Below are 17490 nucleotides of genomic sequence, written 5' to 3'. Positions count from 1 at the left end.
TATCGCCGAAGGCGCCACGCCCCTGCCGTGCATCGCCGACCGCCGCGGCCCACCATGGTGAGATGAACAGGGAAGCCGGTTCGTCGAACCGCCACCCCCTCGCTCGGCGCTCCTGGGCCCTCGGCCTCGCGCTGGCCACGTTGGCCGTGTTGACCGGGGACCTGGTCTTCGAGTGGCTCGACCACCGCCCGGGCGGCCGGTCGTTCCGGTTCGGAGCCCAACCCGTGCTGATGGGCCTGTTCGCTGTTGCGACGATCGCCACGCTGCGGTGGCGTCGGCTCGGCGGCGCCCTGGCGTCGTTCTGCACAGGTGGACTGATCGTCTTCGCGACGGAACAGCTCGTGGCGGCCCACGCTGCGGTGGTGATCGTCGGGTTCGCCCTACCGACGGTCTGGTGGTTCCTGGCCGACATCGCGCAACGTTCCGCCCCGGCGAGATCACAGGACACGCCGACGCAGAGCACACGACGCTCAGTGGTCGGACGCCGATGGTTGCTCGTGCGCAGCTTCGCGATCGCGTCGGTGGCCGCCCTCGGTGGCGGATGGGCCGGGCGCTCGATCCATCAGGCGATCTTCGGTCCGACCCATCCCGGTTCCGCGACGGATCTCGCCGCCGCGGAGGCGGTCCAGTGGGCCTGGGCCGGCGGCCTCACCCAACGGTCGGCTGAGGTCGTGGCCAAGGTCACCGGCCCCGCAGGGGCCCTGCGCGTCGTCGGCCCCGACGGATCGCAACGCCTCGTGCCTCCGGTCCGCACGATCGGGGACATCGCCCAATTCGCGGTCGACGGGCTGCGACCCGACACGACCTACCGCTACGCCGTCGCCGACGCCGACACCGTCGACACCGCACGGGCGGGCCGGTTCACGACCTTCCCGGAGGGTGCCGGGAGCTTCACCCTGGCGTTCGCGAGCTGCGCGCGGACCGGATCCAACGGAGCGGTGTTCGACCGCATCCGCGAGGCCGGACCCCTCCTCTACACCAACCTGGGCGACTTCCACTACGGCGATGTCGCCGATGACGACAGCGGGGAGTTCGCCGCGCTGATGGACATCACGCTCTCCCGGCCGGCGCAGTCCGCGCTCTACAGGTCGACCGGGGTCGAATACGTCTGGGACGACCACGACTTCGGCGGTCTGGATCGCGACAGCCGCGGTCGCCCGGCCGCCTTCGCCACCTACCGCTCGCACGTCCCGAGCCGTCCGCTCCCCCACCCCGACGTCGGCCTGTTCCGCTCGTTCGACATCGGCAGGATCCGGATGATCATCACCGACTGCCGCGCGGCCCGCACCCCGGCCGGCCACCCCGACGGGCCCGCCAAATCGATGCTCGGACCTCTCCAGCGGGACTGGCTGATCGAGGAACTGTCCTCCGTCGGCGACGCGCCACTCGTGATCTGGGTCAACCCCGTGCCGTGGATCGCCGACGTCGACGAGGGAGCGGATCACTGGGGAGGCTATGCCACCGAACGAGCGGCGATCTCCGAGGCCATCGCCAGGCTCGCGATCTCGGACCGGCTCCTCATGGTCAGCGGCGACGCCCACATGGTCGGCCTCGACGACGGGACGAACTCCGACTACTCGTCGGCCGGTGGTGCGGGATTCCCGGTGTTCCACGTCGCGGCTCTCGACAAGACCGGCGAGGTCAAGGGCGGCCCCTACAGCCACGGGGCCTTCCCGGGAGGTGGACAGTTCGGGCTGGTCGAGATCCTCGACGACGGTCCCCACCTGGCGGTGTCGTTGCAGGGGCGGAGTTGGGACGGACGAGCCATCGTCGACTACCAACTGGAACTGGCAGGCCGAACGGTCACTCGCTGAGCTCCACCACAATCGGGAGAAGTCGTCATGCAGGTCGCTGGAGTCGACGTGGGTGGAACCAACATCGGAGCGGGTCTCGTCGACGAGACCCATGCGGTGGTCGCGGACGCGAAGATGGAGACGCCCCGCAGCGGCCCCGAACTCGTCGATGCGGTGGTGGAACTCGTTCAGGGTCTGGGCGGGGATCCGGTCGCGGTCGGCCTCGCGATCCCGGGCGTCGTCGACGACCGTGACGTCCTCGTGGTACCGAACCTGTCGGGCTGGGACGACGACTTCGACATCGCCGAACGCGTCGAGAAGCGCCTCGGCCTGCCCGTGGCACTCGGCAACGACGCCAACGTCGGCGTGATCGGTGAGTGGCTCGCCGGCGCCGCCGTGGGTCACGACGACGTCCTGGGTGTCTGGATGGGCACCGGGATCGGGGGTGGCCTCATCCTCGACGGTCGGCCCTACCGGGGGGCACGCGGCGGAGCGGGAGAACTGGGCCACGTCGTCGTCCGCCAGGGCGGCGCGTTGTGCGGGTGCGGTCGCCGGGGCTGCGTCGAGGCGTACGCGGGACGCGCGTCGCTGGCGCGCGCGGTGGACACGATGGTGGGCGCCGGCCGCGAGACACGACTGTTCGAGATCCAGGCGCAGGAGGGCAAGCCGCGCCTCACCTCCCGGGTCTGGGAGGCTGCCCTCGCCGAGGGCGATGCGCTCGCAACCGAGCTGTTCGACACCGCTGTCGACGCCCTGGCTGCCGGCATCGGCTCGGTCGTCAACATGTTGGACGTCGAACTCGTGGTCATCGGCGGCGGGATGGCCGAAAAGCTCGGGCAGGACCTCGCCGACCGCATCGGCGATGCGGCGGAGCGCTGGATCCTGCATCGCAGTCCGGAACTGAGCCTCGTCGTAGCCGAACTCGGCGACGACTCGGGGATCGTGGGAGCCGCGTCGCTCGGTCGTGCTCTCGCCATCGCGGGCTGAGGCCATCGGGGACCTACGACCCTGTTCAGTCAGCATCGGAATACGTGGTGGGCGCAAGCTCCATGGACTACGGTGTCGCGCTGCTGACAGGTTGGGTGGCCACGGCCACCACAGAGAGGGACCAGGAGACACATGGCACGTATCACCCGGACAGAGACAGGCCGACGCACGCTCGGCATCATCAGCGCGTTGGGGCTGATCGTCGCACTGGCGGTCCCCCTCACCCTGCTGGCCGGTGGCTCCGCCACCGCACAGCAGGAAATTCCGATCTGCAATCCCCAGGCGGAAGGGGTCACGTCGAACCCCGTGGACGAGTGCTGTCCGGTGCTGGACTTCAGCTCCGACGGCTTCAACGAGTGCTGCTACGAGCCCGACCTCAACGCCAACGGCTTCAACGAGTGCTGCTTGACCGAGCGCGCATCGAGCGACGGATTCAACGAGTGCTGCGCGCCGACCAAGCGCCCCATCCCGGGAAGCGACTCGTTCTATGACCCGTGTTGTGACAACGAATTCGCCGGGCCGTCGGGCGACGACTTCGGACGCCGGGATCCCTGCGAGCCACCCGAGTTGCTCTGTGACCTGCTCGGCCCCATTGGTGACTGCCCGGGTGAGCTGACCACGCCCACGCCCACGCCGACACCGACCGAGACGCCGACGGAGACGCCCACTGCGACTCCCACACCGACCGAGGAACCGACCCCGGATCCGACCGAGACGCCCACTGCGGAGCCCACCCCGGGCGCGGACGTGGCCGGCGAGGGCATCGGTTTCGCAGGCTAGGAACGAGCACTCACTGAACGGCAGAGGGGCGGGGCCTGCACAGGCCCCGCCCCTCTCGCGTTCCGCCGAGGTTCAGCGGAAACGTCGCAGCACCTTGCCGACGTCGAGGCCTTCATCGTCCTGGTTGACCGCCGAGTCGACCGACATCGGCGTCGCCACCACGAGGGTGCGTAGGGGATCTTCGAGCGGCTTCGCCATGCGCAGCACGTAGTTGTCGGGACTGTCCATCGCCCAGCGCGTCACGCTCTTGAAAGCCCCCTCGTGGAGACGGCGCACGAAGGCGACCACGTCGCCATCCGGATCGATGATGTCGAACCCCTGACCGGGCCTGAGCCGCCCGACGTCGGCCGTCGCCAACGTCTCGCCGCCCGCGACGAGCGCGAACCGCGCTCTGCGGTCGCGCTTCGTCTGCTTCACCTCGCCGACCTCGCGCTCCTCTGAGTCCCGGATCACCATCGTGTTCTTCCCCAGCGCGCCCTTGCGCTCCATCGAGAAGACCTTCGCCCCGTCCTGGGTGACCTCCACGATGGTCTTCAGTCGCGAGTCGAGATTCGATGTCATCCGCAGGAGCTTGCGGCCGAGCCCCTGGTTCGTCTGCTCACCCACCGCCAACTGCGTTCCGTCGGGCAGTGAATAGGTGTAGGTGTCCGACGTCGCGATCATCTTCGGGGGTTGGAAGACGACGAGCAGGGGCTGGTCGAGGATCGATGACGACGGCGCGTTGAAGGCGGCCTCACCGAGGATTCGGTCCGCGTCCTGCCCGGTGAAGGCCTCGGCGACGAGCTCGCCCATGACCTCACCTTTCGAGGACTCACCTCGCAGGACACGTTCGACCTGGTCCTTCTCCTTCGCCTGCCATGCCTCCGCCTCGATCCGGACGTCCTCACCCCGCTCTGCAGCGTTCTCGTCTGCAGCGTTCTCGTCATCGGCCATCGTCGGGCTCCCTTCGTCGTCACGCCGATCGTGGCAGACGCAAGGCCACCCGTGCGAGACCTGCGACACTTGTCCCATCCCGACAGATGTCGTCCGACACCGATAGCGTGTCGCCGTGACCGACACGATCGATGACCCCACGGTGGAGGGCCGCCGCGAACGCAAGAAGCGCGAGACCCGCGAGGCGCTCGCCACCACGGCCCTGGAACTCTTCGCCGACAAGGGCTTCGAGGAGACCACCGTCGAGGAGATCTGCGACATCGTCGATGTCTCGACGCGGACCTTCAACCGCTACTTCCCACAGAAGTCCGACGTCTTGTTCGTCGACCAGGACTCGCGGCTCGCAAAGCTGGCAGCGGCGCTCGGCCGGAGACCGTCTCGCGAACCGCTCCTGGAGGCGATCGAAGAGGCGTGTGTCGAGATCGTCGAGGACCCGGCCTTCGAACCTCAACTCCTCGCCCGGTCGCGGGTACTCGACAGTTCCAAGAACCTCGAAGCCGAGAACCTGCGGATCCACGACGACTGGGCGACGGTCATCGGTGACTTCGTGTCCCAACGGGCCGACTCGGGGAAGTTCGACGATTCAGAGGCCCGTCTCGTGGGAATGTGCGCCGTCGCCGCGATGCTCTCGGCCCGTCGGCGCTGGCTCGAGATGGACGGACAGGGCCGGTACTCCACCCAGGTGCGCGCCATGTTCGCGCTCCTGCGACGCGGCTTCGAGGACGTCCCCCGGGGCTGAATCCACCATGTGCGTGTCTTGACGCGAGATCTGTCTTGACAAGACAGATAACATGGAAGGCAGTGACCTCGACCGCGCAGAACACGCAGACCGTCACGGCGGCCTCCGACAGTTCACTCCAGCGCGGCCTGGTCGCTACATCGGTGGGCATGGTCCTGTTCGCCGTCGGTCCTGTCCTGGTCGCGGGGGCGGAACTCGAGGGCCTTGCAGTCGCCGCCTGGCGGGCATGGATCGCCTTCGCCGCCTTCGGCATCTTCACTTTGTTCCGCGGCGACGCGTCGCTGCGGGCGCTGAAGCTCACGATCGGGCCCGGACTGGCCTTCGGTCTCGGCATCGCCCTGTTCTTCAGCGCCACTCAGGTCACGAGCGTCGCCAACGCCAGCCTCCTGACCGTGATGCAGCCCCTGCCGCTGCTGGTCGCCGCCCGCTTCCTCTTCGGCGAGCGCGTCGGCGGCCGGGATCTGGCATGGATGCTCCTCGCAATCGCCGGCGCCGCGTTCATGGTCCTGTCAGCGGACTCCGGCGGCACCGCCGACATCCGCGGTGACCTTCTCGCCATGGGAGGCACCCTCGGCGGGGCGACGTACTTCGTCCTGGGCAAACGGGCACGCACCGAGATCGAGACCATGCCGTTCATGACCGGCATGATGTTCTGGGGGGCCGTCGCGCTGACCCCGGCGGTCCTCATCGCCGGACAGGACCCGATCACGACTGATGGCACGGAGTGGCTGCGACTCATCGCCGTCGGACTCATCCCCGGCCTGGGCCACATGCTCATCAACTACTCGCACCGCAGCGTTCCCCTCGTGCTGATGGGACTGTTCCAGCTACTCATGCCGGTCGCGGCAGCCGTTCTCGCCTGGTGGTTCCTGGACCAGTCGCTCACAGCGGGGCAGGCGCTCGGGGGCGCCATCGTCCTCGGAGCGCTGGCGGCCCACACCCTCCATCGCACCGGACGGTCAGGCGCACCCGAGCCACCGGTTCGGGACGAGGCCGCACACAGCTGAGATCCCGGGCGGCGGATCGCGCGCCGGGTCGGCCCCCACCCCTCCACCAGGGGCCGACCCGGCCGCATCATCGTGGGCCGTCCACCACGTGTCGCGAGGCGCGATCGCTAGGGTCTGTCCCGTGGACACCGAATCGTCAGCGCCCGCCCGCCGTCTCGAGAACCTCCGCCGGTGGAACGTCGGCGTCGGCCTCGTCCATCTCCTCCAGGGCGTCGCCATCCTCCTGCTGGCCAACGGGTTCTCGATCGACGTGGTCGCGTTCGTCCAGGAAGGCCCCCCGGGGACCGAACTGAGGAGCGAGGCGGTCTTCTTCGGGCTGCCGTTCGCGATAGCGATCGCCACGTTCCTGTTCCTGGCAGCAGCGGACCACCTCGTGACAGCCGGGCCGGCCCGAGGGTGGTACGAGGCGAATCTGGCACGGTCGATCAACCCGGCGCGGTGGGTCGAGTACTCGATCAGCGCCTCGATCATGGTCGTGCTGATCGCGATGCTCCCGGGGATCACCAACCTCTACGCGCTCATCGGCCTCTTCGGAGCCAACGCGGCGATGATCGGCTTCGGTTGGCTCATGGAGCGGACGAACGACGGCGATGGTCCCGTCGACTGGTGGCCGTTCGTGGCCGGTTGCCTGGTCGGGGCGGTCCCGTGGATCGCCATCACGGTGTCGATCGTCGTCTCCTCCACCGAGGGCGACGGCGTACCTGGCTTCGTCTACGGGATCTTCGTGTCACTGTTCATCCTGTTCAACTGCTTCGCGTTGAACCAGTGGCTGCAGTACCGCGGGCGCGGCCGATTCGCCGACTACCTCTACGGCGAGAAGGTCTACCTCGTTCTCAGCCTCGTCGCGAAGAGTGCGCTCGCCTGGCAGGTGTTCGCCGGCACCCTGGCGGACTGATCAGGAGATCTGGCGGACGAGCGAGTTCGGGTCGTACTCGAGCCAGCTCTCGGCGACCCGTCCCCGGTCGATCCGGTCGATACGGGTCACCGTCACGCCCACCGACCGACCGGTGGCCCCCACCGGCCCGAAGTCCCCGGTGTGGGTGCCCCGCCAGCGGACCCGGGTGGCGACGAGGTCACCCTCGGCCACCTGCAGTTCGATGGTCGGCGTGAAGTCGGCGAACGCCGAGAACATCTCGACGACGTCGGCGACCATCGCCGTCACACCCTTGGTGACCTCCCCGCCCGGAGCGTGCTGCACGTAGTCGGGCGTGAGCAGCTCGGCGAGACGCCCTGCGGGCTCACGGCTCCTGAAGGCGTCGATGAGCGAACGGACCAGTGACTTGGCTTCGGCGGTGTTCATGGGTCCTCCAGGGCGGACTGGGCTGCTGCGAGACGGGCGACCGGGACCTGGAAGGGCGAACAGCTCACATAGTCCAGGCCGAGGCGGTCGAAGCGGCCGATCGAGGCCGGGTCACCGCCGTGCTCCCCGCAGATACCCACTTCGAGATCGGGTTTCAGCTCCCGGGCATCGCGGACCGCGATGTCGATCAGACGACCCACGCCACCCTCGTCGAGGGAGTGGAACGGACTCTCGGCCAGGACGCCTTCCTCCACGTACCGCATCAGGAAGCCCCCTTCGGCGTCGTCACGCGAGATACCGAAGGTCATCTGGGTCAGATCATTCGTGCCGAACGAGAAGAAGTCGGCCGTCTGCGCTATCTCAGCGGCGGTCAACGCCGCCCGGGGGATCTCGATCATCGTGCCGAAGGCGTAGTCGATCTCCACGTCGGCCATCTCCAGCACGTCGTGGGCGACCTCCTCGAGCATCGTCCGCATCCGTCGCAGCTCCTCGGCATCGGCGACGAGGGGGATCATGATCTTCGGGTGGACCTCGACGCCCTCCCCGGCCACGGCGAGAGCGGACTCGAATATCGCCCGGACCTGCATTCGGACGAGTTCGGGCATGAGCAGCCCCAGCCGCACTCCGCGCAGGCCCAACATCGGGTTGGCCTCACCGAGCTCGTGAACGCGGCGCAGCATGAATCTGGCCTCCTCGAGCTCGTCGGCGAGCTCCTCGAGCGTGTCCATGTCAGCGGCCGTGGTGAGCCGCACGTGGATGTCGTGGACGCGACGGGTGAGCTCCACCGCCCCGGGCAGGAACTCGTGCAGTGGCGGGTCGATGAGACGGATGATGACCGGCAGTCCGTCCATCACCCGGAACAGGCCCGCGAAGTCACGGCGCTGGTGCGGCAGGAGAGCAGAGATGGCGTCGCTGCGTTCCCGGTCGGACTCGGTCACGATCATCCGCTGCACGATCGGGAGGCGGGCAGGGTCGAAGAACATGTGCTCGGTGCGGCACAACCCGATCCCCTCGGCGCCGTAAGCGCGCGCCCGTTCGGCGTCGACAGGGGTGTCGGCGTTCGCCCTCACACCGAGGCGGCGATGCTCGTCGGCCCACTCCAGCAGACGCCGCAGCCACTCGTCCGCGAGGTCGGGGACCATCAGCTCCAGTGCTCCGAGGTGGACCTCACCGGTGGTGCCGTCGATCGTCAGCCAGTCGCCCTCGGCGACCACCGTGTCACCGGCTCTGATCTCGCGCGCGCCCAGATCGACCTCGAGGGCGTGAGCTCCGACCACCGCGGGGCGCCCGAACTGGCGGGCGACGAGAGCGGCATGGCTGGTACGCCCTCCGCGCGCCGTCAGGATCCCCTGCGCGGCGAGCATCCCGTGCACGTCGTCGGGCTTGGTCTCGGGACGCACGAGGACGACCTTCTCGCCATCGGCGGCCCACCGCGCCGCCAGATCGGCGTCGAGAGCCGCCCGACCGACCGCAGCGCCCGGTGAGACGTTGAGCCCGGTCGCGAAGGGGGTGCGGGAGCCGTCTGGGGATGGCGCGAGCTGGGGATGCAGGAACGCCTCGACGTGATCAGGGGCGACCCGCATCAGCGCCTCGGTGGGCTCGATCAATCCCTCGTCGACCATCTCCACGGCCGAGCGCACCGCAGCACGGGCGGTCCGCTTGGCGTTGCGGGTCTGGAGGAGCCACAGCTTGCCCCTCTCCACGGTGAACTCCATGTCCTGGATGTCACGGTGGTGCTTCTCGAGTCGCCCCGCGATCTCGACGAGCTCCCCGTAGACCTCGGGCATGTCGGTGGCCAGCTGATCCAGGGGAAGTGTGGGCCGTGTGCCCGCCACGACGTCCTCACCCTGCGCATTGACGAGGTAGTCGCCCTCGAGGCCCGGTGCGCCCGTCGCGGCATTGCGTGACATGGCGACGCCCGTCGCCGAGTCGGCACCGAGGTTGCCGTAGACCATCTTCACGATGTTCACCGCCGTGCCGAGATCGTCAGCGATCCCCGACGCGGACCGGTACGCGATGGCCCGGGGCGTGTTCCAGCTGGCGAAGACGGCCTCCACCGCCATACGTAGTTGCTCGAAGGGGTCATCGGGGAACGTCGTCCCGGACCATCGGGCCACGATCGCCTTGAAGTCCGAGACGATCTCCCGCAGGTCCTCGACCGTGAGTTCCGCGTCCGAGTCGACCCCCTTGTCGGCACGCCTCTGGGTGAGTACGTCTTCAAAAGGTTCGTCGCGCACGCCGAGGACCACGGTCCCGAACATCTGCACGAGCCGGCGGTAGGAGTCGAACGCGAAACGCGGGTCGCCGGTGTGATGGGCGAGACGCTCGACCGCCGCGTCGGAGAGGCCGACGTTCAAGACGGTGTCCATCATCCCGGGCATGGAGATGCGTGCACCGGACCGCACCGATACGAGCAGCGGATCGTCACCCCCGCCGAAGGTCTGCCCCGACTCCTTCTCCAGCCTCCGCACGGCCTCGACGACCTCGTCCCAGAGCCCGTCGGGCATGGCCTCGTCACGCAGGTAGTCCAGACATGCGCGGGTCGTCACCGTGAACCCGGGAGGGACGGGAACACCCATCCGCGACATGAGAGCCAGGTTGGCGCCCTTGCCTCCGAGGAGGCTTCTCACCCCGTCCCACCCGTCGACGATCTCCTCGGCATCCGAGAGGTCCTCGAACCCGAACACCCAGCGCTCCGTCATGAAACCCTCCGGTGAAGACCCGTGCGACTCCCCAGTGAGCCCGACTACGGCCCGTCTTGCCAGGGGCCTTGGACCCTCGGCACACGGGAACTGTGTGCCGGGCATCTCGAAGGCCGGCGTGCCACGTGGAGACGTCGGACGTTCAGGTCAGCCGAACCACCGGTGCCGCGGCAAGCGTCCGGCGTCGATGTCCAGCCGGGCTCCGGTAGCCATCTCGCGGGCGTCGGACGCCGACAACGGGCCGCAGAGGCCGAATCCCTGACCCAGACGGCATCCCGCCGCCACGGCGCGCTTGCGTTGGAGCTCAGTCTCGATCCCCGTGGCGACCACGTCGAGCCCGGCCGCCTCCAACGCCGTGACGGCCGAGGAGTAGACGGCACGGCCGGTCGCGGACCCCGACAGGTCCGACCCGAGACGGCGGTCGATCTTCGCGATCTCGAACGGGGTGTCACCGAGTCGGGCCGAAGTCGCGAGAGCCGCGCCGAAGCCGTCGAACACGAGCCGGACCCCGAGATCGGCCAACTGCTCGAGTCGGGTCGTCGCCTGAGCGTCGAACGCCATGTCGCCCGGCACCTCGAGCCACAGCAACGCCGGGTCCAAGCCGGTCTCGTCGAGGGTCGTTCTCACCACGTCGACGACCGCCGCGTCACGCAGTTCGTCAGCCCCGATGTTCACCGAGACGAACAACGGTGCCTCATCCACCGCACCCCATTCGATCGCCGCTCGGCAAGCTGTCGTGACGACGTGGCCCGTGAGCTCGGCGAGAACGACACTGCGACGGGCCAGCGGGAATATCGCATCGGGGGACATCAACCTTCCGCCACCACGACGCCAACGCGTCAGAGCTTCGAAGCCCTCGATGCGCCCCGTCTCCATGTCGACGAAGGGTTGGAACTCCAAGAGCAGACTCCCGTCGCCGATGGCCGTCCGCAGTTCGCGCCGGACACCGAGGCGTTCTGTGAGCATCCTGACCGACTCCGGGTCGAACAGGTGCACCGGGATGTCGCGATCGACAGCGATACCGACCGCCCTCTCGGCGCGCTCGACGAGTACCGCTCCGTGATCCGTGTCGGGCTGGGTCGCGAACGCGATGCCCTGCGTGACCGCCGGGTCGAGACAACCGTCGCCCTCGACATCGCAGACCGCACGCGCGACGCGCTCGGCGACCGCGAACACCTCGTCCGCCGTCTCCACGCACCGGAGCACGATCATGAGACGCTCCCCGCTGCGAACCGACACCGCGGCGTCCCCGGGAACGGCGTGACGTACCGCATCGACGAGTCTGTCCTCACCGTCGCCACCGCGGCGCCGCCTCCCGCGAGCGTGGACACTCAGCACCGCTACGGCCTCGACACCGCTCACCGACTCCCTCAGGGCCTCGTCGATCACGGCGACGACCTCCGCCGCATCGCCGCGACCGGCAGCGGACCCGGGCGACACCGGTCCCGGCGCCGCCCGGCTCGCACCACGCCCCGCCTTCGGATTCGACGCCCGCCGCCGCACCACGGCGAAACAGACGGCCCGCCACAACGCTCCGGCATCGAGACCGGCCCCGTCGACGACTTCGTCGGCACCGGCTGCGATCGCTTCGAGAGCGGCCCCGTCGTCTCCTCCTTCGGCCACCACCACGACCGGCAGGTCCGCCCGGGCAAGCCTCACGCGCGCGACCATCTCGAGGACGTCGCCATCGGGTCGCCCCGCCACCAGGACGACACAGTCCACGCCCAGGGCCCCGGGCGCCCCCGGGGCCTGCGCCGACCACGGGGCCGTCTCGACGTGGACAGCGGGAGACGCGCCGCGAACGACCCCGGCGATCTGTGAACCTTCGACCTCGTCTCGGGCCACCACGAGCAGACGTCCAACCTCAGCGGAGACCTGGCGTCGGGTCGACCGACCCACCACTGCGTCGTGCGCTTCCATCTCGTCACCTGAATACCGGCCCCGGTGCGCGGCGTCCCTACCATCGGCCGGAGCCGGGGATTGTTGAACCGGGCGGAGAGGAACTCAACTCGTGCTTCTGCCAGCCGATGAGATGGCTGTCTTCTGACAGCAGGCGGGAACCTGATGCGAAAGATCCTCGGCAGGGCGACGGAGCGCACCCCACCGAACGTCGACGGCGACACCACGGACCACGCGGCCGTCGCGAGCGACATCGACAGACAGCACCGTGACCTCGTGGTCACCATGGAAGCCGCGGGAATCGCCACCTGGAGTCTGGATGCCACTGCTGACGTGGTCACGGTGTCGCCGAACTTCGCCGACATCGTGCCGGTGACGGGAACCCCGCCCGTCTGCTCAACGGACCTGGTCGCCGTCTTCGGCGACGAGATCGAACCGATCCTCACGGCGCGTGGCGAGCACGGAATCGAGCACTTCGAGTTCCACACCAGCGTCGGCGACCACCCGACAACGCGCACCGTCCAGCTTCGGGGAAGACGTGAGAGCGCTGCCGACGGGTCGACGGTCGCGGTACGCGGCGTCGTCGCCGACGTCACCGGCCTCGACCACGAGCTCCGACGCAGCCGCGACGCCGAGACCCTGTACCGCACGATGGTCGAGTCGAGCACCTCCGCCGTCATCCAACTCGACGAGTCCGCGTCGATCCGCGATTGGAACGGCGCCGCGACCGCCTGCCTCGGTTGGACCGCCGAGGACGTCGAGGGCCGCAACCTGGTCGAGTTGCTCATGGCCCCCGAGGACCGCGACGGGCTGCGGCGCGTCCTCAACCGAATGCTCGCGGGCGACGGCGCAGCGGAGCCCTCCCCGCCGTCGATCGTCGAAGCGGTGGCGCTTCACCACGACGGCCACCCCGTCGACCTCGAGATCTCCTGGTCCGTGGTGGAGACCACCGATGGCCCGCGGATCTGCCTGTTCAGCCGCGACGTGTCCGAACGGCACCGCTTCGAGGACGAGTTGACACGTCACGCGCTCTACGACGACCTCACTGGCCTGCCCAACCGAGTCCTGCTGACGGACCGCATCAACTCGGCGCTCGACAGACTCGAACGCGTGGCGAACCGGACCGTGGGCGTGTGGTTCGTCGACATCGACCGGTTCAAGATCGTGAACGACAGCCTCGGCCACACCTTCGGCGACCGGGTGCTCGTGGAAGTCGCGAAGGTCCTTGCCGGCTCGGTACGCAAGTCCGACACGGTTGCCCGCTTCGGCGGAGACGGCTTCGTCGTCGTCGCCGAGACCGGGACGTCGAGAGTCGACGCGACCCGACTCGCGGACCAGATCCTCGCCGCGTTCGACGCACCGCTGGAAGTCGCCGGCCGGTCGCTCAAGATCGACCTGAGTATCGGCGTCGCACTCACCACCGACCCCGGCAATGACGCCGACCGACTGCTCGCCAACGCCGACTCGGCCATGCACAGGGCCAAGGTCGTCGGCGGTCGTCGTTTCGTCGTCTTCGACGAGGAGATGCACACGATCGCTCTGCGTCGCCTCGACGCGGAGCGAGCGCTGCGTGAAGCCCTCGCCGTCGGAGCGATCGTTCCGTACTTCCAGCCCGTCGTCACGGTCGACAATCGGATCGTCGGCGCCGAGGCACTCGCCCGTTGGCTTGACGACGCCGGCACCCCGATCCCGCCCAGCAGGTTCATCGAGTTGGCGGAATCCACCGGGATGATCGCCGAACTCGGACGTCAGATCCTCGACGCGGCCTGCGCCGAAGTCGCCCGGTGGCGCTCCGATCCGCGACGAGCGTCCCTCACCGTCGCCGTCAACGTGTCGGGGAGTCAGTTGAGTCAGCCCGGTTTCGTCTACGAGATAGCGGAATGCCTCGACCGGCACGACCTCCCGTCCGACGCCCTCGTGCTGGAGTTGACCGAGACGACGCTCATGGACGATCGATACACGGCGTCCAGGGCCGTCGAGGAACTCGCCGCTCTCGGCATCTCCATCGCAGTCGACGACTTCGGGACCGGCTACTCGTCGCTCGCCTACCTTCGACGGTTCCCGGTGGACGTCCTCAAGCTGGACCGCTACTTCGTCAGCGGGCTGAGCCGCGACCCCGCCGACGCGGCGATCGTCGGCTCCATGATCGACCTCGCGTCCAACCTCGGCCTGAGGACCATCGCCGAAGGGGTAGAGGACCTCGGGCAGCTCAGGGCGCTTCGACGCATGGGATGTGACTACGGTCAGGGCTTCCTGTGGTCCGAAGCGCTACCAGCCGAGCAGTTCCGGGCTCTGACTACCCGGGGCCTCGACATCTCTCCCAGGCCGCCAACGGACAGGAGCGAGTCGCGACCATCGACCCCGGCGACCGCCGATCCGCCCGCCGCCGTTCACCCGTCGACCGGCGACGCGAACCAGAACCCGCCACGGGTCCTGCTGATAGATGACTCCACGCCCTACCGCAGCCTTCTACGGGCCCACCTCGAGCATGAGGGCCTCGTAGTCGTCGGCGAGGCCCCCGCTGGTGAACCCGGCATCGAGCTGGCCATCGAGCTCGAACCCGACCTCGTCGTATTGGACCTCGCCATGCCGGGTCTCGACGGCACGGAGGTCCTCGAGGCGCTGCGATTGCACTCGCCATCAGCGAAGGTCGTGGTGCTGACGGGCTACCTGTCCGCCGCGATCGCCCAGGACGTGGTGAGCGCGGGGGCCGTGCTCGCACTCGACAAGGCGGTCCCACCCGAGGACCTGGCGGGCCAGCTGCGGCAGCTGACCTGGGCGGCCCAGCCTCACCAACCTGTTGCCGAACTCAGTCCTCGTCAGAACCCGGCAACGTGACGATCTGCAGCCAGAACGACTCCAACGAACCGAGCGCGTCCATGAACTCCACCATCGTCACCGGCTTGGTGACGAACGAGTTGGCGTGCGACGAATACGAACGCAACACGTCGGCCTGCGCCGACGAGGTGGTGAGCACCACGATCGGAATGGCCAGCAGCTCAGGGTCGTTCTTGACCTCCTCGAGGACCTCGTGACCCGAGACCCTGGGGATGTTGAGGTCGAGGAGGACGAGATCGGGACGCTCGGCGTCGGCGTGCTCCCCCCGCTGGTGGAGGTAGTCGAGGGCCGCTTCCCCGTTCGTGACGACGTGGAGTTCGTTGGCGATGCGCGCCTGACGCAGCGCCTCGCGGGTGATGTTCACGTCGCCGGGACTGTCCTCGACCAGAAGGATGCTGACGGGCCTCACCGTCCGGTCACTCACCGGCTGCCTCCGTCGTGTCGCTGTAGGTCCATGCGGCCGACGCCGGCGGATCCGGCAGTGTCATCAGGAACACCGACCCACCCGATGCCGACTCCTCCACCCATATCTCGCCACCCATCGCTTCGATCGACTTGCGCGCGATCGCCAGTCCGATTCCCGTGCCGCCGTACTCGCCGCGACCGTGAAGACGCTGGAAGACCCCGAAGATGCGATCTCGGTACTTCTCGTCGATCCCGATGCCGTTGTCGGCGACCGAGATCAGCCAGCCGTCGTCACGTCGCTCCGCGCCGATCTCGACGACCGGGGGGACGCCTTCGCGCCGGAACTTGATCGCGTTGCCGATCAGGTTCTGGAAGAGCGCGCCGAGGCCCTTGCGGTCGGCGATGACCGTCGGCAGATCACCGAACCGGACAGACGCTTCGGCCTCGGCGATGGCGACAGAGAGGTCTGCCGTGACCCTCTCCACCACCTCGCCGAGGTCGACCTCTTCGGGCTCGATCACGCGGCCGGCCCTCGAGTAGGCGAGCAGGTCGTCGATCAGTGTCCGCTGGCGCGCGCACCCGTCCACCGCGAACTCGATCCACTTGCGTGCGTCGTCGTCGAGTTCGTCGCCGTAGCGCATCGCGAGCAGCTCCACGTGCCCCGAGATCACGCGTAGCGGCTCAGAGAGGTCATGTGACGCAACGTATGCGAACTCGGTGAGCTGCCGGTTGGACCGCTCGAGGTCCAGGTTGCGCCGCCGTAGTTCGGCTTCGGCCTCCTGCAGCGCCTCGCGGGCGGCGCGGGCCTCCGTCACGTCCACCACCTGCAGGATCATGTCCGAACCAGACCCGTTCGCGGCGACGTCGGCCACGTGGATCGTGACACGCCGCTCGGTTCCGTCACGGAGCCGCCAGCGCTCCTCGCGCGAAGCGTGGGGCTCGTCCTCCGTCGAACTCAGTGAGGCGCGACCACCACCCTCGGACCACCTCTCGACGACGTCATCGAGGACCTCGCCGGCCTCGACGTCGCCGATGAGGGAGCGCATGACGTCGTTGGTCCACTGGATCGAGCCGTCGTGGGACAACACGACCATTCCTATGGGCGCCGCCCTGAAGACGTCGAGTGGGATCTCGAAGCTCATGTGATCGAAGAGTCCGATGTCGGGTCAGCCTTCCGCCGGGGACTCCGCCGCTCGAAGGCCTCCTCCGACACTACCTGGCCGGACCGGGCCGGCCGCGCGGATGCCAGGCGGGAGCCCGCCGCGGCGAGCCCTGCGAGGCCGTCGCGTCGGTGCCACCGCAACATCAGGCGCGCCGCACCGATGGCGGCGAGTTCCCGGCGTGGGCCGCTGTCGGGGTCGAGCCACGCCGGGGTCATCTCGGCTTCGACGGTGACGAGGAACCCCTCCGGATCGGCCGTGACCGCGGACCTGGCGAGACCCGCGAGGTCCGCGATCGCGCCCAGGTCGGACTCCGACGCATGCAGGTTCACGCCGTCAGCCACCCGCCCGGCGAGGGTGGCCATCTTCGGGCCGTTGGCACCGACGATCAGCGGCGGGATCGGATCCGGAACCAGGAATCCAGTCGGGTCACTGAGACCGAAGTGCGCCCCGCGCAGTGAGGTGCCCTCCCACAGAGCGCGGATCATGGCGATCGACTCCTCGGTGACACGGCGCCGCGTGGCCGCCGGCAGCGGGGTCATCCCCGCCATGATCAGTTCCCGCGCGAACGGTGATCCGGGGCCCGCTCCGGCCCCCAGGCCGACGACGATCCGTCCACCGCTGAGCTCCTGGAGACTGGCGATCGCGACCGCCAGCTCGACGGGGTGGTGCCTGGTCGCATTGATGACCAGCGGGCCGACCGTGACCGAGCGCGTCGCAGTCACGAGCGCGGTGAGGGTCGGCCAGACATGGCGGATCGTCGACCCGCCGAGTGTCACCCCCGACAGGTGGTCGTAGGTGAAGACCCCGTCGAAGCCGACCTCCTCGGCCGCCTGCGCAGCTTCCACCATCGCGGGAAGCGGGCAGTCGGTGGGGTCGAGAACGACGTCGATGTGCACGGGTCGGGAGCTCTCCGGTTCGGTGCGGCGCCGGGTCGACCGGCCGGG

14 protein-coding genes are annotated in these 17490 nt (G+C 68.7%); 7 read left to right on the top strand and 7 right to left on the bottom strand.

Annotated elements, in window-relative coordinates; translation table 11 throughout:
* The first annotated feature begins 62 nt into the window (after positions 1-62).
* The 3 genes from RIE08_15165 to RIE08_15155 all read left to right on the top strand — a co-directional run bounded on the left by RIE08_15165 (position 63) and on the right by RIE08_15155 (position 3560).
* Entirely contained in the window at positions 63-1814 is a 1752-nt protein-coding gene (locus tag RIE08_15165) for an alkaline phosphatase D family protein (GenBank protein MEQ8718947.1), read from the top strand.
* A 27-nt stretch (positions 1815-1841) separates the two neighbouring features.
* Positions 1842-2780, top strand: coding sequence for an ROK family protein (locus RIE08_15160; GenBank protein ID MEQ8718946.1), 939 nt, complete (start codon positions 1842-1844; stop codon positions 2778-2780).
* 132 nt (positions 2781-2912) lie between these two features.
* Positions 2913-3560 (top strand): hypothetical protein, encoded by a 648-nt coding sequence (locus RIE08_15155; protein MEQ8718945.1) that lies wholly within the window; start codon positions 2913-2915, stop codon positions 3558-3560.
* A 72-nt stretch (positions 3561-3632) separates the two neighbouring features.
* Here RIE08_15155 and RIE08_15150 read toward each other — a convergent pair whose 3' ends face one another.
* On the bottom strand, positions 3633-4493 hold the full coding sequence (locus RIE08_15150) for a hypothetical protein (protein MEQ8718944.1): 861 nt from the start codon (positions 4491-4493) through the stop codon (positions 3633-3635).
* A 115-nt stretch (positions 4494-4608) separates the two neighbouring features.
* Between RIE08_15150 and RIE08_15145 the strand changes: the two genes are divergently transcribed.
* The 3 genes from RIE08_15145 (at position 4609) to heR (ending at position 7134) form a co-directional block, all read left to right on the top strand.
* Positions 4609-5232: a TetR family transcriptional regulator gene (locus RIE08_15145; protein ID MEQ8718943.1), complete on the top strand. Its 624-nt coding sequence runs from the start codon at positions 4609-4611 to the stop codon at positions 5230-5232.
* Between the two features lie 62 nt (positions 5233-5294).
* Positions 5295-6239 carry a DMT family transporter gene (locus RIE08_15140; protein MEQ8718942.1) on the top strand — a complete coding sequence of 315 codons (945 nt, stop codon included), beginning with the start codon at positions 5295-5297 and terminating at the stop codon, positions 6237-6239.
* A gap of 121 nt (positions 6240-6360) precedes the next feature.
* Positions 6361-7134 carry a heliorhodopsin HeR gene (gene heR / locus RIE08_15135; protein MEQ8718941.1) on the top strand — a complete coding sequence of 258 codons (774 nt, stop codon included), beginning with the start codon at positions 6361-6363 and terminating at the stop codon, positions 7132-7134.
* Here heR and RIE08_15130 read toward each other — a convergent pair whose 3' ends face one another.
* The 3 genes from RIE08_15130 to RIE08_15120 all read right to left on the bottom strand — a co-directional run bounded on the left by RIE08_15130 (position 7135) and on the right by RIE08_15120 (position 12161).
* The gene (locus tag RIE08_15130; protein MEQ8718940.1) at positions 7135-7539 is read right to left on the bottom strand and encodes an ester cyclase; all 405 of its coding nucleotides are present in this window, start codon (positions 7537-7539) and stop codon (positions 7135-7137) included. It lies immediately after the preceding gene.
* Complete coding sequence (gene ppdK / locus RIE08_15125) at positions 7536-10241, bottom strand: pyruvate, phosphate dikinase (GenBank protein ID MEQ8718939.1); 2706 nt, start codon at positions 10239-10241, stop codon at positions 7536-7538. The genes RIE08_15130 and ppdK overlap by 4 nt, the downstream gene beginning before the upstream one ends.
* Positions 10242-10388: 147 nt before the next feature.
* A complete protein-coding gene (locus RIE08_15120) occupies positions 10389-12161 on the bottom strand; it encodes an EAL domain-containing protein (GenBank protein ID MEQ8718938.1) in 1773 nt (590 codons plus the stop codon).
* Positions 12162-12305: 144 nt separating this feature from the next.
* Between RIE08_15120 and RIE08_15115 the strand changes: the two genes are divergently transcribed.
* Positions 12306-14978 carry an EAL domain-containing protein gene (locus RIE08_15115; GenBank protein MEQ8718937.1) on the top strand — a complete coding sequence of 891 codons (2673 nt, stop codon included), beginning with the start codon at positions 12306-12308 and terminating at the stop codon, positions 14976-14978.
* Here RIE08_15115 and RIE08_15110 read toward each other — a convergent pair.
* The 3 genes from RIE08_15110 to RIE08_15100 are packed head-to-tail and all read right to left on the bottom strand — an operon-like array spanning position 14950 to position 17442.
* Positions 14950-15402, bottom strand: coding sequence for a response regulator (locus RIE08_15110; GenBank protein MEQ8718936.1), 453 nt, complete (start codon positions 15400-15402; stop codon positions 14950-14952). The two genes, RIE08_15115 and RIE08_15110, sit on opposite strands and share 29 nt — an antisense overlap.
* Complete coding sequence (locus RIE08_15105; protein MEQ8718935.1) at positions 15395-16525, bottom strand: ATP-binding protein; 1131 nt, start codon at positions 16523-16525, stop codon at positions 15395-15397. Before RIE08_15105 ends, RIE08_15110 begins: the two co-directional genes overlap by 8 nt.
* A complete protein-coding gene (locus tag RIE08_15100) occupies positions 16522-17442 on the bottom strand; it encodes an LLM class flavin-dependent oxidoreductase (GenBank protein ID MEQ8718934.1) in 921 nt (306 codons plus the stop codon). Before RIE08_15100 ends, RIE08_15105 begins: the two co-directional genes overlap by 4 nt.
* Positions 17443-17490 lie beyond the last annotated feature (48 nt).

It is taken from the genome of Acidimicrobiales bacterium, from assembly GCA_040219085.1.
In the GTDB taxonomy this organism is placed as follows: Bacteria; Actinomycetota; Acidimicrobiia; order Acidimicrobiales; family JAVJTC01; genus JAVJTC01.
This window is presented reverse-complemented; position numbering and strand designations above follow the sequence as displayed.

Bases quoted from the DNA above. Each gene is read 5' to 3' on its own strand.
- RIE08_15165 (MEQ8718947.1), top strand. From the start codon at position 63: ATGAACAGGGAAGCCGGTTCGTCGAACCGCCACCCCCTCGCTCGGCGC.
- RIE08_15160 (MEQ8718946.1), top strand. From the start codon at position 1,842: ATGCAGGTCGCTGGAGTCGACGTGGGTGGAACCAACATCGGAGCGGGT.
- RIE08_15155 (MEQ8718945.1), top strand. From the start codon at position 2,913: ATGGCACGTATCACCCGGACAGAGACAGGCCGACGCACGCTCGGCATC.
- RIE08_15150 (MEQ8718944.1), bottom strand. From the start codon at position 4,493: ATGGCCGATGACGAGAACGCTGCAGACGAGAACGCTGCAGAGCGGGGT.
- RIE08_15130 (MEQ8718940.1), bottom strand. From the start codon at position 7,539: ATGAACACCGCCGAAGCCAAGTCACTGGTCCGTTCGCTCATCGACGCC.
- ppdK (MEQ8718939.1), bottom strand. From the start codon at position 10,241: ATGACGGAGCGCTGGGTGTTCGGGTTCGAGGACCTCTCGGATGCCGAG.
- RIE08_15120 (MEQ8718938.1), bottom strand. From the start codon at position 12,161: ATGGAAGCGCACGACGCAGTGGTGGGTCGGTCGACCCGACGCCAGGTC.
- RIE08_15115 (MEQ8718937.1), top strand. From the start codon at position 12,306: ATGCGAAAGATCCTCGGCAGGGCGACGGAGCGCACCCCACCGAACGTC.
- RIE08_15105 (MEQ8718935.1), bottom strand. From the start codon at position 16,525: ATGAGCTTCGAGATCCCACTCGACGTCTTCAGGGCGGCGCCCATAGGA.